General features: G+C 64.3%; 17 protein-coding genes. 7 read left to right on the top strand and 10 right to left on the bottom strand.

Annotated elements, in window-relative coordinates; all coding sequences use genetic code 11:
- Nucleotides 1-121: 121 nt before the first annotated feature.
- Complete coding sequence (locus tag OKC30_RS01065; RefSeq protein WP_270666103.1) at nucleotides 122-1,837, top strand: glycoside hydrolase family 36 protein; 1,716 nt, start codon at nucleotides 122-124, stop codon at nucleotides 1,835-1,837.
- A 58-nt stretch (nucleotides 1,838-1,895) separates the two neighbouring features.
- On the opposite strand, the gene OKC30_RS01060 is transcribed toward OKC30_RS01065, so the two are convergent.
- From OKC30_RS01060 to OKC30_RS01050, 3 genes are all read right to left on the bottom strand, one after another.
- Nucleotides 1,896-2,402 (bottom strand): hypothetical protein, encoded by a 507-nt coding sequence (locus OKC30_RS01060; RefSeq protein WP_010674463.1) that lies wholly within the window; start codon nucleotides 2,400-2,402, stop codon nucleotides 1,896-1,898.
- 148 nt (nucleotides 2,403-2,550) lie between these two features.
- A complete protein-coding gene (gene sbcB, locus OKC30_RS01055; protein WP_268451730.1) occupies nucleotides 2,551-3,978 on the bottom strand; it encodes an exodeoxyribonuclease I in 1,428 nt (475 codons plus the stop codon).
- A 178-nt stretch (nucleotides 3,979-4,156) separates the two neighbouring features.
- Entirely contained in the window at nucleotides 4,157-4,867 is a 711-nt protein-coding gene (locus tag OKC30_RS01050) for a metallophosphoesterase (RefSeq protein WP_270666100.1), read from the bottom strand.
- Between the two features lie 219 nt (nucleotides 4,868-5,086).
- Here OKC30_RS01050 and mprF point away from each other — a divergent pair, with 219 nt between their 5' ends.
- Nucleotides 5,087-7,642, top strand: a complete 2,556-nt coding sequence (gene mprF, locus OKC30_RS01045; RefSeq protein WP_270666098.1) for a bifunctional lysylphosphatidylglycerol flippase/synthetase MprF — start codon at nucleotides 5,087-5,089, stop codon at nucleotides 7,640-7,642.
- Nucleotides 7,643-7,652: 10 nt separating this feature from the next.
- Nucleotides 7,653-8,366 carry an AcvB/VirJ family lysyl-phosphatidylglycerol hydrolase gene (locus tag OKC30_RS01040; protein WP_270666096.1) on the top strand — a complete coding sequence of 238 codons (714 nt, stop codon included), beginning with the start codon at nucleotides 7,653-7,655 and terminating at the stop codon, nucleotides 8,364-8,366.
- A 92-nt stretch (nucleotides 8,367-8,458) separates the two neighbouring features.
- Here the strand turns inward: OKC30_RS01040 and OKC30_RS01035 are convergent, their stop codons facing one another.
- The 3 genes from OKC30_RS01035 to OKC30_RS01025 are packed head-to-tail and all read right to left on the bottom strand — an operon-like array spanning nucleotide 8,459 to nucleotide 11,258.
- Nucleotides 8,459-9,229 (bottom strand): ABC transporter substrate-binding protein, encoded by a 771-nt coding sequence (locus OKC30_RS01035; protein ID WP_128314185.1) that lies wholly within the window; start codon nucleotides 9,227-9,229, stop codon nucleotides 8,459-8,461.
- Nucleotides 9,230-9,282: 53 nt separating this feature from the next.
- Nucleotides 9,283-10,098 (bottom strand): carbon-nitrogen hydrolase family protein, encoded by an 816-nt coding sequence (locus tag OKC30_RS01030; RefSeq protein ID WP_160836897.1) that lies wholly within the window; start codon nucleotides 10,096-10,098, stop codon nucleotides 9,283-9,285.
- A gap of 8 nt (nucleotides 10,099-10,106) precedes the next feature.
- Complete coding sequence (locus tag OKC30_RS01025) at nucleotides 10,107-11,258, bottom strand: methionine aminotransferase (RefSeq protein WP_128296602.1); 1,152 nt, start codon at nucleotides 11,256-11,258, stop codon at nucleotides 10,107-10,109.
- A 115-nt stretch (nucleotides 11,259-11,373) separates the two neighbouring features.
- Here OKC30_RS01025 and OKC30_RS01020 point away from each other — a divergent pair, with 115 nt between their 5' ends.
- Nucleotides 11,374-12,267 carry a LysR family transcriptional regulator gene (locus OKC30_RS01020; protein WP_270666094.1) on the top strand — a complete coding sequence of 298 codons (894 nt, stop codon included), beginning with the start codon at nucleotides 11,374-11,376 and terminating at the stop codon, nucleotides 12,265-12,267.
- Nucleotides 12,268-12,338: 71 nt separating this feature from the next.
- Here the strand turns inward: OKC30_RS01020 and araA are convergent, their stop codons facing one another.
- The 3 genes from araA to OKC30_RS01005 are packed head-to-tail and all read right to left on the bottom strand — an operon-like array spanning nucleotide 12,339 to nucleotide 16,224.
- Nucleotides 12,339-13,838 (bottom strand): L-arabinose isomerase, encoded by a 1,500-nt coding sequence (araA, locus tag OKC30_RS01015; protein WP_160836893.1) that lies wholly within the window; start codon nucleotides 13,836-13,838, stop codon nucleotides 12,339-12,341.
- Between the two features lie 14 nt (nucleotides 13,839-13,852).
- Entirely contained in the window at nucleotides 13,853-14,551 is a 699-nt protein-coding gene (locus tag OKC30_RS01010; RefSeq protein WP_042881612.1) for an L-ribulose-5-phosphate 4-epimerase, read from the bottom strand.
- Complete coding sequence (locus OKC30_RS01005; RefSeq protein WP_270666090.1) at nucleotides 14,548-16,224, bottom strand: ribulokinase; 1,677 nt, start codon at nucleotides 16,222-16,224, stop codon at nucleotides 14,548-14,550. The genes OKC30_RS01010 and OKC30_RS01005 overlap by 4 nt, the downstream gene beginning before the upstream one ends.
- A gap of 360 nt (nucleotides 16,225-16,584) precedes the next feature.
- Between OKC30_RS01005 and OKC30_RS01000 the strand changes: the two genes are divergently transcribed.
- Both OKC30_RS01000 and OKC30_RS00995 read left to right on the top strand, forming a co-directional pair.
- Entirely contained in the window at nucleotides 16,585-17,568 is a 984-nt protein-coding gene (locus tag OKC30_RS01000; RefSeq protein WP_010674475.1) for an arabinose ABC transporter substrate-binding protein, read from the top strand.
- Nucleotides 17,569-17,634: 66 nt separating this feature from the next.
- Nucleotides 17,635-18,711: an ATP-binding cassette domain-containing protein gene (locus tag OKC30_RS00995; protein ID WP_270665370.1), complete on the top strand. Its 1,077-nt coding sequence runs from the start codon at nucleotides 17,635-17,637 to the stop codon at nucleotides 18,709-18,711.
- A 25-nt stretch (nucleotides 18,712-18,736) separates the two neighbouring features.
- On the opposite strand, the gene tnpA is transcribed toward OKC30_RS00995, so the two are convergent.
- Complete coding sequence (gene tnpA / locus OKC30_RS00990) at nucleotides 18,737-19,141, bottom strand: IS200/IS605-like element ISAs26 family transposase (protein WP_021141233.1); 405 nt, start codon at nucleotides 19,139-19,141, stop codon at nucleotides 18,737-18,739.
- Nucleotides 19,142-19,198: 57 nt separating this feature from the next.
- On the opposite strand from tnpA, the gene OKC30_RS00985 reads away from it, so the two are divergent.
- Nucleotides 19,199-19,725 (top strand): RNA-guided endonuclease InsQ/TnpB family protein (locus OKC30_RS00985; protein ID WP_270698479.1); only part of this gene is annotated, 527 nt, incomplete at its 3' end.

Raw genomic sequence — 19,725 nt, 5'->3', positions numbered from 1 at the left:
CATCTTGGCAAGTGTGAGCAAGGTCGCAGTTTAACAGGCACGGGGGGGAGGGAACAGGGTCAACTGACCCGCAGGGGATACAATGGCCCGGCTTCAACCCCATTCACAAGAAGGAGTTCCCATGTCGACCCCCTCTCTCCTGGCCCGGTTGCGCCAACTGCCCGCCGATCCCGCCCTCCCTGACACCCTGCTGCAAACCCGCCAGTGGGAGGGGCCGCTTTGCCGGGTGAGGCTCGACAACACCGGGAAGCAGTCCGAGGCCGTCCACCACTGGCGGCTGTTTGAGGGGGATCTCGGACTTGCGCCCGACGCGGCCATCTACGGGGAGGGATTCCAGATGCTGGCCCAGACCGGGGGACGCTGGAACGCCCCCGAGCACCTGGGCCGCTGCCCCGATGCGTCTGTCTATCGCATCACCGCCGACCATGGCTACCACACGGTGCACAACCTGCTGCTGGTGGCGCAGGAGGGGGGTTGGCTGCTGCTGGCCTTTGCGAGCTGCCAGCGCTTTGGCGGGGAGTTTCGCCTCCATCCCGACGGGCGCCTCGAGATCGTGATGAACACCGAAGGGCGCACCCTGGCGCCGGGTGCGTACTGGCAGAGCGAGGCGCTGATCTGCCAGGAGGGGCCGGACAGGGAGGCCCTGCTCGCGACGCTGGCGCAGCATATCGCCGCCGAGCACGGCTCCCTGGTGGGGGAGGTGCCCACGCGCCCGAGCGGCTGGTGCTCCTGGTATCACTACTACGCGAACGTGAGCGCGGCGGACATTCGCGAGAACCTGGCGGTGCGGGCCGAGCGTTTCCCGGCCCTGCGCTACGTGCAGATAGACGATGGCTATCAGGCCAGGATGGGGGACTGGCTCACCCCTTCCGCCAAGTTCGAGGAGGGAGTGGCGGCCCTGGCAGGGGAGATCCGCGCCGCCGGTTGCGAGCCTGCGCTCTGGGTCGCCCCCTTTATCGCCGAGCCCGGCTCCCGAGTGTTCCAGCAGCACCCTGACTGGTTCGTGAAAGGGGAGGATGGCCTGCCGCTCCCCTCGGAGCGGGTCACCTACGGGGGCTGGCGCTGCACCCCCTGGTACGTGCTGGATGGCACCCACCCCGAGGTGCAGACGCACCTGGAGCAGGTATTTCGCACCCTGCGTACCCAGTGGGGCATTCACTACTTCAAGCTCGATGCCAACTTCTGGGGGGCCATCCACGGTGGTCGCTTCCACGACCCCGCCGCCACTAGGGTGGAGGCCTATCGGCGCGGCATGGCCGCCATCCTGCGCGGCGCCGGGGAGGGGGCCTTCCTGCTCGGCTGCAATGCGCCGCTGTGGCCGAGCCTCGGCCTGGTGCACGGCATGCGGGTGAGCGATGACGTGGAGCGCCAGGGCCCCCGTTTTCGCCAGATAGCGCGAGAAGCCTTCTGCCGCGCCTGGCAGCACGAGCGGCTCTGGGTGCTGGACCCCGACTGCGTCTGCCTGCGGGATATTCCGGGCCAGTACGGGAGCCGCACCGAGTACGACTTCCACCTGGCCGCTCTGGTGGCGAGCGGTGGCATGGTGCTGGCGGGGGACAGATTGCAGGATCTGGACGAGGCGCAAGGGGCGCGCCTTGGCAAGCTGCTCGCCCTGTGCGCCGCGCGCACCCCGGCGGCCCGCTTCGAGGGGATGGCATTCGAGCGCGGGCGGGTGGCGTTGCCCGGGGGCGGCGAGCTGCTCTGCCTGTTCAACTGGGGGGAGCACGCCTGCGAGATCCCGTTGACGCCGGGGGGCACGGACTTCTGGGACGAGACGCCCCTGGGGAGCACCCTGGTGCTGCAAGGGGGGCAGGGGGCGGTGATCCGCTACCCCTGATGGCGTTGCACTGCAAAAAGGCTCCCTCGGGAGCCTTTTTTATGTGGCGAAATGGTCTCTAGAAGTGCCACTCCATCCCGATGGCGTAATTGGCGGAGCCATAGCCCGGGATCTCGTTGCTGGAGGCGAGCGCCTTGACGGTAAGGCGGGTTGTCAGGGGGATGCCGAGCCCCATGCCGATGGCGATCTCGTCGCTCTGATCCCCCATCATGTCCACCCGCAGGGTGCGATAGAGGGAGAGATCCTGGCTCATCTGGGCATAGATCTGGGACGACTTGTTGTAGAGCTGGCCGAACACCTCCATCTGGAAGCCGTTTTGCGGCGTGATGGCCAGGGGAATGCCGGCGAAGCGGTAGAGATCCGAGTGGTTGAAATAGCTGTTGGTGATTTGCGGGGTGAAGTCGGTCTGCTGGTAGAGGGTGCTGAAGTTGTGCTCGATGAGCCGGTAGGTCTGCTCCGGCAGGCGCAAGAGGTAGTCTGGCACCTCGAACCGGGCGCCAGCGAGGGCGGCCTGGGGCAGCAGGGCACAGGCGACGAGTGTCAAAGCAGGCAGAGCTGAACGCATAAAACGAGAGTTCCCCAACAGTCGAAAGCACGGCATCCATGCCGTCAGCGCATCTAAATATTCACACTATCAGGAGCTTGGGCTCCCTGCCCATTATGTCGCGAGCTGGGGAAACGCATCGGTTTTTAACTGTGAAACGGCTCACATCTCACAGATTTTCAAGGTAGTGATAGAGACTCTTTAGAATCGCAAAGTTCCGTTCGTTCCCCTGGTTCTGTTCCGCCAGGGCTTCCAGGCGCGGCACATAATCCGGCAGGCGGCGGCTGAAGTAGTCGCTGCAGTGCAGGCGCCAGCGCTTCTGCTCCGCTTCGCTCAAGGTGTGGGGCCAGTTGCGGGCGCGGTAACGGAACAGCATCTCGGGCAGACGGGGATCCGTGAAGGCAAACTCCCGCTCCCCCAGCAGATCCGCCGGGGTGGCGCGCACCAGATCCATGGTGGACTTGTCGCCGTGGCCGAAGAAGCCGGCGTAGAGCTGGGTGTCGGGGTCGCCGTCGGTGCTGCCGGCAAACTCCTGGTTGAACACCTCCACCAGTTTTTCCCGCACCTCGGGGTGGGCCCGCAGTAGATCCAGGCTCTTGCGGCACTGAGCCCGATTGATGCCCAGCTCGTCCGCCCGCTCCGGCGTCAGGGTGGCGGCCGGGGCCAGCACCGGGCACTTGTTGATGTGCACCAGTTTGACCGGAATGCCGGCCAGATCTCCCAGCTCCTCTTTTTTGGTGTAGAGGCGCTCGCGGATCTCCTCGCAGGAGAGCTCGATGAGCGGAGTCGGGTCACGGGTCAGATCCACCATGATCACCGCGTTCTGGTTGGTGGGGTGCCAGGCGAGCGGCGACACCCAGCTCGCACACCCCTGCCAGGGGGAGAACATGCCGGAGACGTGCACCAGGGGTTTCATGGTCACCACGTCGATGAGGGCCTTCACCTTGTTCTTGTTGCGAAGATCAAAGAGGTACTCGAAGAGCTTGGGCTGGGCATTTTTCACCAGCCTGGCCATCTCGATGGTGGCCAGCACATCCGAGAGCGCATCGTGGGCGTTGGCGTGGGCCACGCCGTTGGCCACCGTCAGCTTCTCCAGCCTGAAGCTCGGCTTGCCCTCGTCGTCCAGGGCCCACTCTATCCCCTGCGGGCGCAGGGCGTAGCAGGCCCGCAGCATGTCGAGGATGTCCCAGCGGGAGTTGCCGTTCTGCCAGGCGTAGGCATAAGGGTCATAGAAGTTGCGATAGAGGGTGTAGCGGGTCACCTCGTCATCGAAGCGGATGCTGTTGTAGCCGAGCACGCAGGTGCCCGGGGTGGCGAACTCTGCGTGGATCTGGCGGATGAAGTCCGCCTCGCACAGGCCGTCCTTCATCGCCTTTTGCGGCGTGATGCCGGTGATGAGGCAGGCTTCCGGCTCCGGCAGGTAATCCGCCGGCGGCTTGCAGTAAATCACCAGCGGCTCGCCGATGACGTTGAAATCCGCGTCGGTGCGAATGCCCGCAAACTGCGACGGCCTGTCTTTGGCCGGACTGATGCCGAAGGTCTCGTAGTCGTGGAAATAGAACGTGGGCCCGCTGGCCGGGTGCGCTGATGTGCTCATGTTGCTCGAAAGGAGTATCCGATGACGGCGGCGCCTGGCGCCTGGGTGGGGGTGCCATGCACCGCAATTGCCTGCATGGTAAACCATCGCGCAGGCAGAGCGAAGTCCGGGGCGTTCGCCTGGCGCTTTAATGGGCAGTGGGCGTTGTCCTTGAGCCTGGTCATCCCATCGGTCCGGCTCAGGGCTGGGGAAAGTGAGGAGCCAGGGTATTGAGGTCCAGCAGGGTGAAGTAGCCGCCCTCCTCGGGATACCAGCCGCCGGTGTCGATGTAGTGGACGTTGCCAAGGCGCACCGGCACCCTCACCGGGGTGTGGCCCACCACCAGGGCGGCGAGATCCGCGACCCCGCTCTCGTCCAGCCGTTCGATACGGCGCCTTGACCAGAGGCAGACGTTCTTGATGGCCCGAAGCCGTCCGCCGCTCACCCCGGCATCGAGTTGGTCCAGCAGCCCCTGCCAGGAGGAGAAGGGGCAATCGGCGTGAAGCAGCCCGACCGGACCGGCCGGGGTGGCCACCTCGATGGCCAGGGGCAGGCTGCGGTAGTAGACGGCGAACGCCGCCTGCTCGGCAGGGGTCAGCTGCTGAAACCAGCCGCCGCCGTTTCGGACCCAGTTCTCCCGATCGCAACTCTTGTAACGGCAGACGTAGTCGTCGTGATTGCCGCAGACCGGGTGAAACCATGGCCTGGCCAACCAGTGGATCACCTCGCTGCACTCGGGCCCGCGATCCGTCAGATCCCCCACGGAGAAGAGACGGTCCCGGGCGGGATCAAAATCCAGGGTGTCGAGGGCCTGCTGCAACAGAGCGAAGTGGCCGTGGATATCGCCGACGGCCAGATCGCGCCCCAGGGTGTTTTGGGGGAAGCGTCTTATCAGGGGGGAGGGTGTCATGGCGTCTCCTGCCTCTATCCCGGACGGGGATGTTTTGTCTGCCTGTACATAAGGTTACAGAAGAAAAGTGGCGAGCGGGCAGGGCCTGGTAAATCATAGGATTGCCCCCGTGAACGTGCGGCGTCACGCGCCGCCTGTGGGGGAGTCACTCCGGGAGGGCGCCTTGTCCGCCCGTTTTCGGAGCCTCTCTTTCTCCACGCTTTTTGACAGGAATCTTGAATGCGGCGTCAGCTGTTGATCTGGATAGGCCCCCTGTGCAGCCTGCTGCTGCTGGGGACGGCCTTGACCGTCCTCTATCATTTGACCCACCTGTGGCACTGGCACGACATCCGCCAGGCCATCTGGTCACAACCCTTGCCGCAGTTGGGGGGCGCCCTGCTGCTCACCCTGCTCAGCTATGGCTGCCTCTGCTGCTACGATCTGCTGGCCCTGAAGGTGCTGGACAAGCGATTGCCCTGGCAGCAGGTGGGGATGACCTCCTTCATCGCCTACACCTTCTCCAACACCCTGGGCTTTGCGCTGCTCACCGGCTCCTCGGTACGCTACCGGCTCTACTCCTCCCTGGGGCTTGGCACCGGGGAGGTGGCCAGGGTGATCCTCTTTTGCTCCATCACCTTCTTCCTCGGTCTGCTGGGCTGGGGAGGTAGTGCCCTGCTGCTGGGGCAGGGGGCGGCCCTGCTGGTGGACTGGCCCCGCTGGGCGACCGGGTTGTTGCAACTGGCGGGGGGCCTGGCCCTGCTGACGGTGCTGGCGTATCTGGTGTGGCCGGGGACAGCCCTGGTCTGGCGCGGGCACCCGCTGTTCCTGCCGCGCATCAGATACCGCCTGCTGCAGCTGCTCATCGCCCTGCTCGACTGGATGGCCGCCGCCGCCGTGCTCTATGTGCTGCTGTCATCGGGCAGCGTGCCCTATCCGGTGCTGCTCAGTGCCTTCGTGCTCTCCAGCCTGCTCGGGGTGCTGGCCCATGTGCCGGGGGGCATCGGGGTCTTCGAGGCGAGCATGAGCCTGCTGCTCACCCACTATCTGCCGGTGGACAAGCTGCTCGCCTCCCTGCTTATCTACCGCTGCGCCTACTACTTCCTGCCCTTCCTCTGTGCCCTGCTGCTGTTCGCAGGTCAGGAGCTGCTGCAACAGCGGGCCCGCCTGCACCCGTTGCAGGGGGTGATGATGGCGACCCGGGAGTTTGTGCCCGCCCTGGTGAGCATGGGGACCTTCGCGGCGGGCACCCTGCTGCTCTGCTCCGGGATGATCCCGACCATGAAGGGGCGCATCGAAGCCTTCCTGCAGGTGTTGCCCCTGCACCTGCTGGAGCTCTCCCATGTGCTCGGCAGCGTCAGCGGCGTGTTGCTGCTGTTGCTGGCCCACAGCCTCTACCGCCGTCATGACGGGGCATTCAGGATCACCCAGTGGCTGCTGGGGCTTGGCATGCTGTTCTCCCTGTTCAAAGGGTTTGACTGGGAGTCGGCCCTGCTGCTCGGGGGCTTCTTGCTCATCATCACCCCCTGCCGCCCCCTCTTTTATCGCAAGGGTTCCCTGCTTCACGCCCGGTTTACCCCTTCCTGGCTGATGTCGGTGGGGGCCGTGCTGCTGGGGGCCTTGTGGTTGCTGCTCTTCTCCTACCGCCATGTGGAGTACGACCCCTCCCTCTGGCTGCACGTCTCGGCCCACGGGCCCGGGGCCGCCTCCCGTGCCCTGCGCGCCATGGGGAGCGTCATCGGCGTGCTGGCGGTGGTCGGGGTGGCCCATCTGCTGGCGCCCTTGCGCCTCGCCGCCTGCAAGCCGGATGCCGAGGCGCTCTCCCGTGCCCATGGGCTGGTGATGCGGGCAGGGGGAGGCCACGGCTACCTGGCCCAGCTCGGGGACAAGTCCCTGCTGTTCCACCCAAGCGGCGAGGCCTTCCTCATGTACGGGGTCGAGGGCAGCAGCTGGATAGTGATGGGGGATCCCGTCGGCCAGCCCTCCCTGGTGGAGGAGCTGCTCTGGCAGTTTCGCGAGCGCTGTGACGAGCACGACGTCAGCCCGGTCTTCTACCAGGTGTCGGCCCGATATCTGCCTGTCTATCTGGATCTCGGGCTCATCCCCTTCAAACTGGGGGAGGAGGCCATCGTGGATCTGCCGAGCTTCGATCTCGCCGGCAGTCGCCTGCGCAACCTGCGCCAGAGCTACGCCAAGGGCAAGCGGGAAGGGCTGCGCTTCGAGGTGGTGGTCCCCGGTGAGATTGCCCCCCTGCTGCCCGAGTTGAAGGGGATCTCCGACAGCTGGCTGCACAGCAAGCAGGGCAGGGAGAAGGGCTTCTCCGTGGGCAGTTTCGATCCTGCCTACCTCATCCTCAACCCGATGGCGCTGGTGCGGCGGGAGGGGCAGATCGTCGGGTTTGCCAACCTCTGGACCAGCGACAACAAGGAGAGCCTCTCCATCGATCTGATGCGCTACAGCCTGGACACGGGGGCGGCGCCTGTCATGGATTTCCTGTTTGTCGAGCTCCTGCTGTGGGGCAAGCAGGAGGGGTATGCCAGCTTCAACCTGGGGATGGCCCCCATGTCGGGCTTCAACGACAACCCCCTCGGCGGTTACTGGGCCCGCCTTGGCAACACCCTGTTCACCCGGGGCAGCCGTTTCTACAACTTCCAGGGATTGCGGCGTTACAAGGAGAAGTTCGGCCCAAGGTGGGAGCCCCGCTACCTGCTCTGTACCGGTCATCTGGTGCTGCCCCGCACCCTGACCCATCTCGTCTCCCTCATCAGTCGCGGCCCCTTCGGGCTCATGAAGAAATAGGAGTTGGCCCATGAGAGCCATGTTGTTGCTGTTGATTTGCTGTTTCGTCTCCTCGCTCACCCTCCCGGCGGTGGCCGCCCAGCCGGGCCGGGTCGGTGCGGATCTGGGGCTGGTGGAGTTGCCCGTGGCGCAAGCCTCGTCCGCCCCCATGGTGGTCTTCATGAGCGGGGATGGCGGCTGGGCGGCGCTGGACAAGGGGCTCAGCGCCCAGTTGCAGGCCCACGGCATGCCGGTGGTGGGCTGGAGCTCGCTCTCCTATTACTGGAAGAAGAAGATGCCGAAGCAGGCGACGGCGGATCTGGTGCGCATCCTCACCGAGTACCAGTCCCGTTGGGGGCGCCAGCGCTGGTTGCTGGTGGGTTTCTCCTTTGGTGCCGAGATAGTGCCCTTCGTCATCAATCGTCTGCCGCCAGCCTATCGCGACAGCCTGGCGGGCGCCGTGATGCTCTCCCCCTCGACGGCGTCGGATTTCGAGATCCACGTCAGCGACATGGTGGTGCACGACAAGGGGGGCCGCTATCCCACCCTGCCGGAGGTGACACGCATCCAGAGTCTGCCGCTGCTCTGCGTGCAGGGAGCGGAGGATGACTCCCCGGTCAAACTCTGTCCGCGCTTGCAGCAGCCGAACGTGACGACGGTGACCCTGCCGGGCTCCCACCACTTCGACGACAACTACCAGACCCTGTACCAGCAGATTGCCGGGCACCTGGGCCTGGCCCAATAACGGCGAGAGGCCGGGAAAACGACACAGGGCGGCCAATGGCCGCCCTGTTGCCATGGCCCCTTGCAACTGTCCAGGGGGCCGGCATGCCGGGATCAGAGCAGATCTTCGAGCTGGTACTTCTTGAGCAGGGTGTTGAAGGTGCCGTCGGCCTTGACGCTCTCGATGGCGGCATCGAAGCGGGCCTTGAGCTTGTCATCGTGCTTGCGAAGGGCCACCGCCACCCCTTCTCCCAGGATCTTGTCCTGGGTGCCGTTGAACTGGGGACCGACGAAGGCGAACTGCTTGCCCATCTCCTTGTCGAGGAAGCCCACCTTCAACTGCACCATGTTGCCGAAGGTGTAGTCGGCGCGGCCGGACTGCAGATCCAGCATGGGGGACTGGGCGTTGACGTAGCGCTTGATCTTGGCCACCTCACCGTAGCGGGCGGTGATGAAGTTGTCCTGGGGGGTGCCCTCCTGCACCGCGATCACCTTGCCCTTGAAGTGGGCCGGATCGTCTGCAAAGTCGGCCGCCTTGTCGCTGCGCCCCACGAAGCGGTTCTGCATCATGTAGTAGACCTGGCTGAAGTCCACTTTCTGGCGCCGCTCGTCGGTGATGTTCATGGAGGACATGATGGCGTCGTACTTGCGCACCTGCAGGCCGGGAAGCAGGGCATCCCAGGGCTGGTTTATCACCTCGCACTCGGTCTTCATGGCCGCGCACAAGGCATAGGCGAGATCGACCTCGAAGCCGCCGAGCTGGCCGTTGCTGTCGACCATCTCGAAGGGGGGATAGGTGGCATCGGTGGCGATCACCAGGGGTTTGGCGGCGGCCTGGCCGGCGGTGGCCAGGGCCATCAGCATCATCAGTGTGTTGAGTTTCATGGTCAGTCCCTTGAAGTGTGGTGTCATTCCTAGCGTGCTAAAGGGTGCCAGCCTCAAGGGCCGACGGCTATCTTGCGATGGGTGAGGGCCGGCAACTGGCTGCGCACCGTGCGCTGTGCTGCCAGATCCAGGGTGGCGATGGCCATGCCCTGACCCTCCTCTACCTGGGCCAGTATCCGGCCCCAGGGATCGATGATCATGCTGTGGCCGAAGGTGCGCCGCCCACCGGGGTGGTGCCCCCCCTGGGCACTGGCAAACACGAAGGCCAGGTTTTCCACCGCCCGGGCCCGCAGCAGCAGCGCCCAGTGCGCGAGCCCGGTGGTGTGGGTGAAGGCCGCGGGCAGGGCGATGAAATCGGGGGTGGGCCCCAGGCGAAACAGCTCCGGGAAGCGCAGGTCGTAGCAGATCCCGAGGCGCAGTACGCCCCAGGGCAGGGGATGGCTCACCACCTCCCGGCCCGGGGTCATGGTCGCGGCCTCGTCATACTGCTCCTGCCCGGTGCAAAAGCCAAACAGGTGCAGCTTGTCGTAGCGGCTTGCGAGCTGCCCTTGCGGGTCGATGAGCAGGCTGCTGTTGTGCATCTTGCCGGGCTCGTGGCTGGCAAGCGGCAATGTGCCGGCCAGGATCCAGACGCCGAGCTCCCGGGCCAGCCCCTGTACCCAGGCCAGCAGGGGGTGATCGCCAGCGGGGGCGGCCAGGGCCACCCGCGCCCGCTCATCGACCGGCATCAGGTAGAAGTATTCGGGCAGCAGGGCCAGTTCTGCCCCCTCGGCCGCGGCCTGACGCAGCAACGCTTCGGCCTGGGCCAGGTTGTGGTCAAGGTCATCCCCGGAGACCATCTGGAGGACGGCAACACGCAGTGAATCCATGGTGCCCCCTAGACGCCGCACAGGCGCTCGGCGCCCGCCAGCAGGGTGTCGTCATCCTTGGAGAAGGAGAGGCGGATGACCCGCTGATCCGTGCCGTCGTGATAGAAGGCGGAGACCGGAATGGTGGCGACCCCGTGATCGCGGATGAGCCGCTGCACGAACAGGCTGTCCGGCTCGTCGCTTACCCGCTCGTAGCTCGCCAGCATGAAGAAGCTGCCTGCCGAGGGGAGCAGGGTCAGGCGCGAACCGGCCAGGGCCGTGGCGAGCAGGTCGCGCTTGCGCTGGTAGAAGGCTGCCAGCCCCTGATAGTGGGCCGGTTGCTGCAACAGGTGGGCGAAGCCGTACTGCATGGGGGTGTCGGCGGCGAACATGGCGAACTGGTGCACCTTGCGGATCTCCTCCATCAGGGGACGGGGAGCCACGCAGTAGCCCACCCGCCAGCCGGTGACGTGGAAGGTCTTGCCGAAGGAGAAGACGGCGACGGAGCGCTCCACCAGCTCCGGATAGCGGATGACGCTCTGGTGCAGGGCGCCGTCGAACACCACGTGCTCGTACACCTCGTCCGAGAGGATCAGGATGTCGGTGCCGCGCACCAGGCGGGCGAGGCGCTCCTGATCCCCTGCCTGCCAGACGGTGCCGGTGGGGTTGTGGGGGGTGTTGAGCACTATCATGCGGGTGCGGGGGGTGATGCGGGCGGCCACCTCGTCCCAGGGAATGGCGAAATCCGGCGCCTTGAGGGCGATCACCACAGGGGTGGCTCCCTGCAACTGGATCATGGGGCGGTAGCTGTCAAACGCCGGCTCGAACATGATCACCTCGTCGCCGGGGTGAACCAGGGCGGTGATGGCGCAGAACAGGGCTTCGCTGGCGCTGGCGGTGATGGTGATCTCCTCGCCCGCATCATAGTGATGGCCGTAGCTGGCTGCAATCTTGGCTACCAGTTGTTCGCGCAGGGCAGGCAGCCCCGTCATGGGGGCGTACTGGTTTTCACCGGCCAGCATGGCCTCGTGGGTCACCCGGATGAGTTCGGGATCGCAGGGGAAGCTCGGCGCCCCCTGGGAGAGGTTGATGCTGGGGTGGCGGGCGGCCAGATCCCCGATCACGGTGAAGATGGTGGTGCCCACCTGGGGCAGTTTGCTGGAAACCTGGGGGATGGACATGGCGCCGTCACCTGCGTGTGTGAAAGAGGTCCCTTTTTAGCCCCCCCAAGGCTTGCCGGACAACGGATTATTCGGCATGGTATGCATGAGTTTTTCTCAAGCATGGAGGCTTGTCATGTTGTCCACCCAGCCGCGTACTCAGTTGCCTCTCTATGGCCTGCAGGTCTTCGAGTGTTCTGCCCGCCACCTGAGTTTTACCCTGGCCGCCGACGAGCTGTGCGTGAGCCAGGGGGCGGTGAGCAAGCAGATCGCCCAGCTGGAGGCGCGCCTGGGCCACCTGCTGTTCGTGCGTGGCACCCGTTGTCTCACCTTGACCCCCGCCGCCGAGCGGCTGCTGCCTTTCGTTCGTGAAGGGCTGGCCCGCATGGGGGAGGGGCTCAGCGCCTTGCAGGCCCTGCCCCACGAGCAGGCGATCAGCATCAAGGTGCCCTCCTGCGCCAGCCGCTGGCTGCTGCGGCGGTTGCAGGTGTTCGAGGGGGAGGCGGTGGAGGTGCGTGGCAGCCACAGCCATGGCATCGACTTCTCCCGGGAGCCCTTCGATCTCGCCATCGTCTACCAGCCCTGCCTGGGGCGCTATCCCCACAGCCAGCCCCTGTTTCGGGAACGGCTGACCCCGGTCTGCGCCCCGGCGTTTGCTGCCAAGCATCGTCTGTTCGAGCGCGACCTGAACGAGCTGCCCCTGCTGCCCCTCATCCATGCCAGCGCCGATAGGCGGGACTGGCGCAACTGGTTTGCCGCCTTCCTCGACATCCCCTGGCAGCCCCAGGGGGGGCAGCTGTTCGATACCCTGGACTTGGCGATGAATGCCGCCTTGCAGGGGTTTGGCCTCTCTCTCGGGGATCCCACCATAGTGGCCGAGGAGCTGGAGAGCGGCGCCCTGGTCGCCCCCTTTGCTCCCGTGCTGGAGACGGATCACGAATACGCCCTGCTCGCCCGACCCGACAGCCGGCGCCACGGGGTACAGCGAGTCTGTCACTGGCTGCTGGAGGGGGAGGAGGGTCATCCCTGAGGGGACGCGAAATGAAACAGCCCCGCGGGCGGGGCTGTTGTCATTGTGATGGCCGCTGGCCGATTAAAGGGTCACTGGCAGATCTTGTAGTAGACCTCGTTCCAGCGCAGTTGCTCCTTGAGCGCGGGGATGCGGGTGTGCTCGTCGATGACCACAAACTCGATACCCATGATGTCGGCGAAGGTGCGCAGCTGCTCGATGTCCACCGCCTGGGTGAACACCGAGTGGTGGGCGGCGCCCGCCAGGATCCAGGCCTCGGCGCTGGTCTGCAGGTCCGGCAGGGGTTTCCACAGGGCGCTGGCCACCGGGAGTTTCGGCATGGCCTCTGGCAGGTCCACCACCTCCAGCTGATTGACCACCAGGCGGAAACGGTTGCCGAGATCGATGAGGCTGGCGTTGACCGCCTTGCCCGCCGGGGCCGCGAACAGCAGGCGGGCCGGATCGGCCTTCTTGCCTATGCCTAAGTGCTGGGCGTCCAGCACGGGTTTGCCTGCGGCGATGGAGGGGCAGACTTCCAACATGTGGGCTCCCAGCACCAGGTTGTTGCCCGCTTCCAGATGGTAGGTGTAGTCCTCCATGAAGGAGGCGCCCCCCGCAAGGCCATATCCCATCACTTTCAGGGTGCGCAAAAGGGCCGCGGTCTTCCAGTCCCCTTCAGCCCCAAAACCGAAGCCTTGTTCCATCAGGCGCTGGCAGGCGAGGCCCGGCAGCTGGTGCAGACCATAGAGATCTTCGAAGGTGGTGGTGAAAGCGCCAAAACCGCCGTCGGTGAGGAACTTCTTCATCCCCAGCTCCTGGCGCGCCGCCTCATACAGGGAGGCACGAAGCCCCCCGCCCGCCTGCACCGCCTCGGTCAGGGTGTAGGTCGCCTCATATTCGGCCAGCAGCGCCTCGATGTCGCTCTCGGGCACGGCATCGATCACCTTGACCAGATCGCCGACCGGGTGGTAGTTCACCTGATAGCCGAACTGGATCTGGGCCTCAATCTTGTCGCCCTCGGTGACCGCCACGTTGCGCATGTTGTCGCCAAAACGGGCGATCTTGAGGTGGCGGCTGTCGTGGATGGCGGCGGCGATGCGCATCCAGTTGCCAATCTTCTGTCTGGCCTCTTCATCCTGCCAGTGACCCACCACCACGGTGCGGGGCAGCCGCAGCCGGGCCCCCATGAAGCCGAACTCGCGTCCGCCGTGGGCGGTCTGGTTCAGGTTCATGAAGTCCATGTCGATCTCGCTCCAGGGGAGATCCCGGTTGAACTGGGTGTGAAATTGCAACAGGGGCTTTTGCAACTGGCTCAGCGCCGGGATCCACATCTTGGCGGGGGAGAAGGTGTGCATCCACACCATGAGCCCGGCGCAGCGCTGGTCGTGGTTGGCATCCCGGGCCACCGCGCTGATTTCATCCAGGGTGGTACCGGTGGGTTTGAGCACTATCTTGAGGGGCAGGTTCGTCCCCTCGTTGAGCTGGCTGGCGATGGTGTGGGCGTGATCGGCCACCTGCTTCAATGTGGTGGCGCCATACAGGTGCTGGCTGCCGACCAGGAACCACACTTCCAGCTGTTTCATCAATTCCATGAGTTTGTCCTCTTTTAGGCTTTTGTCTGGCCGTAATAGGCGTGTTTGCCATGCTTGCGCTGGTAGTGCTTCTCCAGCAGGTAATCGGGCAGGGGGCGGGCCCCCGGGTTGATCTGGCCGGTGAGCCAGGCCATGCGGGCCACCTCTTCCAGCACCACGGCGTTGTGCACTGCGTCCTCGGCGCTCTTGCCCCAGCTGAAGGGGCCGTGGTTGGCCACAAGCACCCCCGGCATGGTGAGGATGGGGGTCTGCTTGAGGGTCTCGACGATGAGATGACCGGTCAGCCCCTCGTAGTCCTCCTCCACTTCGCCCGGGGTGAGCAGGCGGGAGCAGGGGATCTCGCCGTGAAAGTAGTCGGCCTGGGTGGTGCCGAAAATGGGGATGGCGCGCCCCGCCTGGGCCCAGGCGGTGGCGTGGGTGGAGTGGGTGTGCACCACGCCGCCAAGCTCCGGATAGGCGCGATAGAGCACCAGGTGGGTGGCGGTGTCGGAGGAGGGGCGCAAGGCGCCCTCCACCTGTTTGCCCGCCAGATCCAGCACCACCATGTCCTCGACCCGCATCCGCTCATAGCTGACGCCGCTTGGCTTTATCACCACCAGATTGCGCTCTCGGTCGATGCCGCTCACGTTGCCCCAGGTGAAGGTCACCAGGCCATGGCGTGGCAGATCCAGATTGGCGGCGAGCACCTGATCCTTGAGGGTCTTGAGGTTCATGCCGGCACCCCCCGGTTGTAGAGCGGTTCGGCGGCGGCGCCCCAGGCGAGGTAGCGCTGGTAGAGGCGTTCATACTCGGTGACCCGCTCGGGGTGTGGCTGGTGGGTGCGCTCCACGGCGCTCGCCATGTGGTGCTGGGCCTTGGCCACATCGGCGTGGATCCCGGCCGCCACGGCGGCAAAGATGGCCGCCCCCAGGGCGCAGCACTGATCCGAGGCCACCACCTGGATGGGCCTGTTCATCACGTCGGCGCAGGTCTGCATCACGGTGGTGGACTTGCGGGCGATGCCGCCAAGGGCGATCACCTGCTCTACCGGCACCTGCTGACTGGTCATGCACTCCATGATGCTGCGGGCACCGAAGGCGGTGGAGGCCACCAGGGCGCCGAAGAGATCGGGGGCATCGGTGCCGAGGTTGATCCCCGTGAGGGTGCCCTGCAGGCGCTGGTTGGCATAGGGGGTGCGCCGGCCGTTGAACCAGTCGAGCACCACCGGCAGGTGCGCCAGGTCGCGCTGCTGATCCCAGGCGGCGGCGAGGCTGGGTAACAGGGCCTGCTTGTGGCGCTCGATGGCGGTGCGAAGCTCCGGATACTGGGCGGCGAGGCTGTCAAGGGGCCAGCCTAGCTGGCGCTGATACCAGGCATAGATGTCACCGAACGCGGACTGTCCCGCCTCCAGCCCCACCATGCCCGGCACCACGCTGCCATCCACCTGGCCGCAGATCCCGGCAATGGCCCGATCACCTATGGTGGCCTCATCTGCGATCAGGATGTCGCAGGTGGAGGTGCCTATCACCTTCACCAGCGCATTGTTGCCGGCCCCGGCTCCCACCGCCCCCATGTGGCAGTCAAAGGCGCCGCCGGCGATCACCACCTCGCAGGAGAGGTGCAGCCGCTCCACCCACTCCGGGGTCAGAGTGCCGACCGGGAGATCGGCGGTCCAGCTGTCGGTAAAGAGGGGGAAATCGAGATCCTCCGTCAGCAGGGGATCCAGGGCATTGAGGAAGTCGGCGGGCGGCAGGCCGCCCCAGCTCGGGTGCCAGAGGGACTTGTGGCCGGCGGCACAGCGCCCGCGCTTGAGGGTGGCCGGGGCCTGGGTGCCGCTCAGGACGGCGGGGACCCAGTCACACAGCTCGACCCAGTTGCAGGCGGCGGCGCGCACGGCGGCATCGGCGCGGGAGACGTGCAGGATCTTGGCCCAGAACCACTCGGAGGAGTAAATGCCGCCGATGTAGCGGCTGTAGTCGGGGAACTGGCCGCCGTGGCACAGGGCGGTGATGGCCTCCGCCTCCTCAATGGCGGTGTGATCATTCCACAGCACGAACATGGCGTTGGGGTTGTCGGCAAACTCCGGACGCAGGGCCAGCACGCGCCCCTCTCTGTCGATGGGGGCGGGGGTGGAGCCGGTGCTGTCCACCCCGATGCCGCGCACGGCGGTGCGCTGACTCGGCGTGAGCTGGCTCACCACCGCCACCACCGCCTGCTCCATGGACTCCAGATAGTCGAGGGGGTGGTGGCGGAACTGGTTGTTGACCGGTTGGCAGTAGTGGCCTGCCTGCCAGCGCGGGTAATAGACGACATGGGTCGCCAGCTCGGCGCCGTCCTGGCAGTGCACGGCGAGTGCCCTGACCGAGTCGCTGCCGAAATCGAGTCCGATGACGATGTGTTCAGACATAAGTGCTCCTGACCATCAATGAGGGGTGACTGGGGGGAACCATAGGAGATGGGCAGGAGGGGCGGTTAGCCATTGGCTGCTGGAAATATGGATTTTAACGCTGTCAGTGCGACAGGGTGACGGCTCTCTAAAATTCAATATGTGACGAAATTGCTAATTATATAGACGAAATGGCTGCAATCTCATGGCGTGATCCTGCTCTCCATTTTTAATTGTGAAAACGATTACAACTTGGTTCGCTCAATCAGCAACAACAATAACGTCCTGTTTAAGCATGTTTTTATATGGCTGCGACTTGATTGACTTAACGAGCAGCACTGCGTGGATACATGGATTGATAGAACCGTTGGAGACATTCGCATGAACAAAATCGTTAAAGGCATGATCGCGATGGGGTTCGCCCTTGGTATGGCAAATTCTGCTTTCTCGGCCGAAGCGCTGAAGCTGGGCTACCTGGTCAAGCAGCCCGAGGAGCCCTGGTTCCAGACCGAGTGGAACTTCGCCGACAAGGCGGGCAAGGAACTGGGCTTCGAGGTGATCAAGATAGCCGTCCCCGACGGGGAGAAGACCCTCAATGCCATCGACAGTCTGGCGGCGAATGGCGCCAAGGGCTTCGTCATCTGTACCCCTGATCCCAAACTCGGTGCCGCCATCATGGCCAAGGCCAACAGCATGGATCTGAAGGTCATCACGGTGGATGACCAGTTCGTCAACGCCAAGGGCCAGCCCATGGAGCAAGTGCCCCTGGTGATGATGGCCGCCACCAAGATTGGCGAGCGTCAGGGTCAGGAGCTCTACAAGGAGATGCAAAAGCGCCAGTGGGACGTAAAGGCGACCGGGGTGCTCGCCATCACCGCCGACGAGCTCGACACCGCCCGTCGCCGGGTCGAGGGCTCCCTAGGCGCGCTCAAGGCCGCCGGTTTCCCCGAGGGCCAGATCTTCCGCGCGCCCACCAAGAGCAACGACATTCCGGGGGCGCTGGATGCCGCCAACTCCATGCTGGTGCAACACCCCGAGGTCAAGAACTGGCTCATCGTCGGCATGAATGACAACACCGTGCTCGGCGGCGTGCGCGCCACCGAAGGGCAGGGCTTCAAGGCGGAGAACGTCATCGGCATCGGTATCAACGGGGTGGATGCGGTGAACGAGCTCTCCAAGTCCAGCGCCACCGGCTTCCTCGGCTCCCTGCTGCCCAGCCCGGACGTACACGGCTACAAGAGCATCCAGATGCTCCATGACTGGGTCGTCAACGGCGCCGAGCCTGCCAAGTTCACCGAGGTGACCGACGTGGTACTCATCACCCGCGACAACTTCAAGGCCGAGCTGCAAAAGAAAGGGCTGTGATCCCCATCCCTTGATACCCATGCCGGCATGGCGGAGTGCGCCGTGCCGGCTGGCTGGAGTCATCTCATGAATCAAGTTCCATATCTGGAGTTTTGCGGCATCAGCAAGGAGTTTCCCGGCGTCAAGGCGCTGCAGAACGTCTCCTTCGCCTGCCAGCAGGGCACGGTACACGCGCTGATGGGAGAGAACGGGGCCGGCAAGTCCACCCTGCTCAAGATCCTGAGCGGTTTTCAGGCGCCCACCCGCGGGGTGGTGAAGCTGGCGGGTCAGGAGAAAGTGTTCCAAAACACGGTCGATGCCCTTGAGAGCGGGATCGCCATCATCTATCAGGAGCTGCACCTGGTCCCTGAAATGAGCGTGGCGGAGAACATCTACCTGGGGCAGTTGCCGACCCGGCGCGGCGTCATTGATCGGGAGAAGCTCTATCAGGATGCAGCCAGGCAGTTGGCGCGCCTCGGGATGGACGTCTCCCCCGAGACGCCGCTCAAGTACCTGTCCCTGGGTCAGTGGCAGATGGTGGAGATCGCCAAGGCCCTGACCCGGGACGCCAGCGTCATCGCCTTCGACGAGCCGACCAGCAGCCTGTCGTCCCGCGAGATTGAGCAGCTGTTTCGGGTCATCCGCCAGTTGCGGGACGAGGGCAAGGTCATTCTCTACGTCTCCCACCGCATGGACGAGATCTTCGCCCTGTGCGATGCCATCACGGTGTTCAAGGATGGCCAGTTCGTGCGCACCTTCGCTTCCATGGCCGAGGTGGACCGGGATCTGCTGGTCAAGACCATGGTGGGGCGCGAGCTGACCGACATCTATGGCTACAGCCCAAGGCCGCTTGGCGAGGCGGGCTTCAAGGTGGAACACCTGATGGGGCCCGGCCTGAAGGCGCCGGTGTCGCTCGAGGTGAAACGCGGGGAGATCCTCGGCATCTTCGGGCTGGTGGGGGCCGGGCGCAGCGAGCTGATGAAGCTTATCTTCGGCGCCGAGACACCTCGAGGGGGCGAGATATCGGTGTTTGGCAAACAGGTGGTCATTCAGAGCCCCATCGACGCCATTCGCAGCGGCATCATGCTCTGCACCGAAGACAGGAAGGCGCTCGGCATCATCCCCATCCATCTTAAATGCGAAAGGGGACTCCCTCCGACGTAGGTGGGAGGGGAATTTCGCCGGGGCGTCAGCCCCGCTGGTTTTGAATGTATTGCTTGATCACCTCCAACGGTGCTCCGCCGCAAGAGCCCGCAAAGTAAGAGCGTGACCAGAGTACGGGTTTGCTGTAAGCACCTCTCAAGTCCAGAAATTCATTACGCAGTCGCCTTGATGTGACCGCCTTTAACGAGTTCACCAGTACCGATAGCTGCACCGTTGGCGCGTACTCTATCAGCATGTGAACATGATCAGCCTCTCCGTCACACTCTTTCAGTTCCGCACCAAAATCTCTGCAAACCTCTGCCGCACACTGACCGAAGGAAGCGTGATGCAGATCCCCCAATATCGGCTTTCGATACTTGGTGATAAACACCAAATGTACGTGCAAAGCGTAGGCCGCATGGCGTGATTTATTAATTTTAGTGAATTGCATTCTGTCACTCAATCGGGCTTAATAGATATGGCAATAATGCTACACACTGAGCGCTAAATGCAAATTCTGAAAGCCTACAAATTCCGACTCGAACCGACCGAACAACAAGCGCAACGCCTGCGCCAGTTGGGCGGTTGTGCTCGTTATGTCTGGAATCACGGGCTGGCAGAAACCAAACGCATTCTGGATGCTGGCGAAAAACTGCCTTCTGCCTTTGAGCTGAACAGGATGCTCACCAGTTGGAAGAAAGACCCAGAAATGGCCTTTCTGACCGAGGCATATACCGACAACCTCCAGCAGAAACTCAAAGACTTGCACGGCGCGTGGATGCGCTGCTTTGATAAAAAACTCGCCGCCAAGGCTCCCGTTTTCAAGAAGAAAAGCGACAACCGCGACTCAATCCGCTTCGTCAACTTTGACAAGTATTGCCGCCTTGAAAAAGGTCGCGTGAAGCTTCCTGCCGGGCTGGCGTGGGTCAAGTTTCGCCAGTCCCAGCCAGTTGAAGGAAAAATTAAAAACGCGACCGTCAGCCAAGCAGCCGGGCACTGGTATATCTCCTTTCAGGTCGAGCAGGAGACGCTTGA

The sequence above is a fragment of the Aeromonas sp. QDB18 genome (genome assembly GCF_027705325.1).
Taxonomy (GTDB): Bacteria; Pseudomonadota; Gammaproteobacteria; order Enterobacterales; family Aeromonadaceae; genus Aeromonas; species Aeromonas caviae.
The sequence above is the reverse complement of the archived record's forward strand: the minus strand, read 5'-3'. Positions and strand labels throughout refer to the sequence as shown.

What these genes read in the sequence shown, in the direction of transcription:
- OKC30_RS01065 (WP_270666103.1), top strand. Translation starts at nt 122, where the DNA reads ATGTCGACCCCCTCTCTCCTGGCCCGGTTGCGCCAACTGCCCGCCGAT.
- OKC30_RS01060 (WP_010674463.1), bottom strand. Translation starts at nt 2,402, where the DNA reads ATGCGTTCAGCTCTGCCTGCTTTGACACTCGTCGCCTGTGCCCTGCTG.
- sbcB (WP_268451730.1), bottom strand. Translation starts at nt 3,978, where the DNA reads ATGAGCACATCAGCGCACCCGGCCAGCGGGCCCACGTTCTATTTCCAC.
- OKC30_RS01050 (WP_270666100.1), bottom strand. Translation starts at nt 4,867, where the DNA reads ATGACACCCTCCCCCCTGATAAGACGCTTCCCCCAAAACACCCTGGGG.
- mprF (WP_270666098.1), top strand. Translation starts at nt 5,087, where the DNA reads ATGCGGCGTCAGCTGTTGATCTGGATAGGCCCCCTGTGCAGCCTGCTG.
- OKC30_RS01040 (WP_270666096.1), top strand. Translation starts at nt 7,653, where the DNA reads ATGAGAGCCATGTTGTTGCTGTTGATTTGCTGTTTCGTCTCCTCGCTC.
- OKC30_RS01035 (WP_128314185.1), bottom strand. Translation starts at nt 9,229, where the DNA reads ATGAAACTCAACACACTGATGATGCTGATGGCCCTGGCCACCGCCGGC.
- OKC30_RS01030 (WP_160836897.1), bottom strand. Translation starts at nt 10,098, where the DNA reads ATGGATTCACTGCGTGTTGCCGTCCTCCAGATGGTCTCCGGGGATGAC.
- OKC30_RS01025 (WP_128296602.1), bottom strand. Translation starts at nt 11,258, where the DNA reads ATGTCCATCCCCCAGGTTTCCAGCAAACTGCCCCAGGTGGGCACCACC.
- OKC30_RS01020 (WP_270666094.1), top strand. Translation starts at nt 11,374, where the DNA reads ATGTTGTCCACCCAGCCGCGTACTCAGTTGCCTCTCTATGGCCTGCAG.
- araA (WP_160836893.1), bottom strand. Translation starts at nt 13,838, where the DNA reads ATGGAATTGATGAAACAGCTGGAAGTGTGGTTCCTGGTCGGCAGCCAG.
- OKC30_RS01010 (WP_042881612.1), bottom strand. Translation starts at nt 14,551, where the DNA reads ATGAACCTCAAGACCCTCAAGGATCAGGTGCTCGCCGCCAATCTGGAT.
- OKC30_RS01005 (WP_270666090.1), bottom strand. Translation starts at nt 16,224, where the DNA reads ATGTCTGAACACATCGTCATCGGACTCGATTTCGGCAGCGACTCGGTC.
- OKC30_RS01000 (WP_010674475.1), top strand. Translation starts at nt 16,585, where the DNA reads ATGAACAAAATCGTTAAAGGCATGATCGCGATGGGGTTCGCCCTTGGT.
- OKC30_RS00995 (WP_270665370.1), top strand. Translation starts at nt 17,635, where the DNA reads ATGAATCAAGTTCCATATCTGGAGTTTTGCGGCATCAGCAAGGAGTTT.
- tnpA (WP_021141233.1), bottom strand. Translation starts at nt 19,141, where the DNA reads ATGCAATTCACTAAAATTAATAAATCACGCCATGCGGCCTACGCTTTG.